The 1,907-nt window shown below is 40.5% G+C and carries 2 protein-coding genes; both read right to left on the bottom strand.

All coding sequences use genetic code 11. The features are described from left to right. Positions 1-257: 257 nt before the first annotated feature. Positions 258-1,361, bottom strand: a complete 1,104-nt coding sequence (locus tag VU18_RS16260; protein ID WP_047758550.1) for a glycosyltransferase — start codon at positions 1,359-1,361, stop codon at positions 258-260. 9 nt (positions 1,362-1,370) lie between these two features. Further along, a partial coding sequence (locus VU18_RS16265) for a polysaccharide biosynthesis C-terminal domain-containing protein (RefSeq protein WP_173426835.1) occupies positions 1,371-1,907 on the bottom strand: 537 nt, incomplete at its 5' end.

Here is a 1,907-nt window from a genome sequence, read left to right on the forward strand (position 1 = left end):
TTTTGTCATGGGAGTCTATAAAAGCTGAAGGATACGGTGATCGCGAACGCCTCTCACAAAGACCGCTATGAGATCCTGCAAGCGGTTCAGCGATTTGTTTATTACATTCAAGAACGCCCGAAGACGTGTTGCGGTGCTTGGGATGTGCTGCGTAATCAAAACGGTAGCTTTTCAAGATGCATTTTATAAGTACATCTATTCCATCCTAAGAGTTCAGATCATGACTCCTCTTTAGTTTGGTTGCAAATTTTATACATTTACAGCAAGTGAAACAAATCGATATACTCCCTAGCTATCTTTTCCACATGAAAATCATTTGATCTTGCTATCAACTTATCTTTATCTAGATCATTTTTCAATAAACATTTCAATACCGCTCCCGCTACCCCCTCTACATCCCCAACCGGCACTAGCATCCCATACGTCCCATCCTCTAATATTTCCCTTGGTCCGCTCGGACAATCTGTAGCCACTATATTTGCACCGCAGGCTAAGGCTTCTACTAAAACAGTAGGCAACCCTTCCCATTTAGAAGAAAGAACAAATACGGAACAACGTTTCATATATGCATACGGATTCTGCACAAACCCTATGATGTCCACATCCTGCTCTAATCCCATATCCTTTATTAAATTTAACAACTCTTCCCGCTTTTCGCCATCGCCCAAAATCACTAATTTCGCTTTCCTTTGTTGCCGCACATGATAAAAAGCTTTAATCAGTGTAGGATAATCTTTTTGCTCTGTCAGGCGCCCCACGGCTAAAATGACGGGATGTTGCTTATCTTGAAACCAACGATGATCCACTTCCTCATCCGCTTTTTCAAATAGATCATCGGTGACGACCGGATTATAAATGACTTTAATTTTTGATCGGGGAAGATTTAATGTTTTCGATAAATCATCCGCTACACCGTTAGACACCGCAATGACATGGTCAGCCATTGGATAGAAAAGCTTCATCAAAAAAGGCATGAGTTTCGTGCGAACATTTGCGGGATGCAACAAGGTTCGACTTAATGTATTATGTTCTGTTACTATAATTTTTGTTTTTGTCAAAGAGATTTCAGCTGCCAAAATCGCGATAATGTTGGCGTGATTTAATGCAGATATTAAAGCAAACGGCTTGTTCTTGCGCAAATATTTGGCTAATGGGAACAAACTTAGGGCAACACGGGATGCATTTAAGTCGACAATACGAATATCACTAGAAATTTGAGACAAATAAGGCCCTTCTGCTTTAGCTAAGACAAGATCAACTTGAAAGTTATTCTTAGCGAATGCTTTCGCTAAGTTCACCATCACCCTCTCGGCTCCCCCGCCGCGGAGGGAGGGGAGGAAAAGCGCAATATGTTTGTTCATCGTTGTTTTTTACTTCCTCTCCATTTTTAATTTAGCCGCCCAGCCACTTACATGTTCACGTATCTGCCAGACGTTTAAAATATACACCATCGCAAAATACACAAAAAATCCTAAACCAATCTTTGCTATTAGACGATATAAATTATCATCCGCACTATCCAAAACATAAAGAGGAATGGACATAACCATGGCACAGACAACGATTTTTGCAAAATCCCTTAATGGAATTGTCAATGGAAAGACTGCTCTACCTATCATTCCGCTTAAAACAAAAGCCGCGATATAAGCAATGAAAGTAGCATATACCGCTCCCTGAATTCCATAGACAGGGATGAAAGCGAAATTTAGGACGATATTGATCACCCCACCCACAAGGACAGGCCATATTTGCAAAGTGGTTTTTTTGCCCAGTTGGAATGATAAATCAAGATAATAAGATTTCATTCCTTGCAATAGCACACTAATTGCTACGACGGGGATGATCATCGCGGCCTTTTCTCTAAATTCCTCACCCAATATACTTGAAGAAATGCTGTTGTTCAATGT

Origin of the sequence: Geobacillus sp. ZGt-1 (assembly GCF_001026865.1) — a bacterium.
Classification (GTDB): domain Bacteria; phylum Bacillota; class Bacilli; order Bacillales; family Anoxybacillaceae; genus Geobacillus; species Geobacillus thermoleovorans.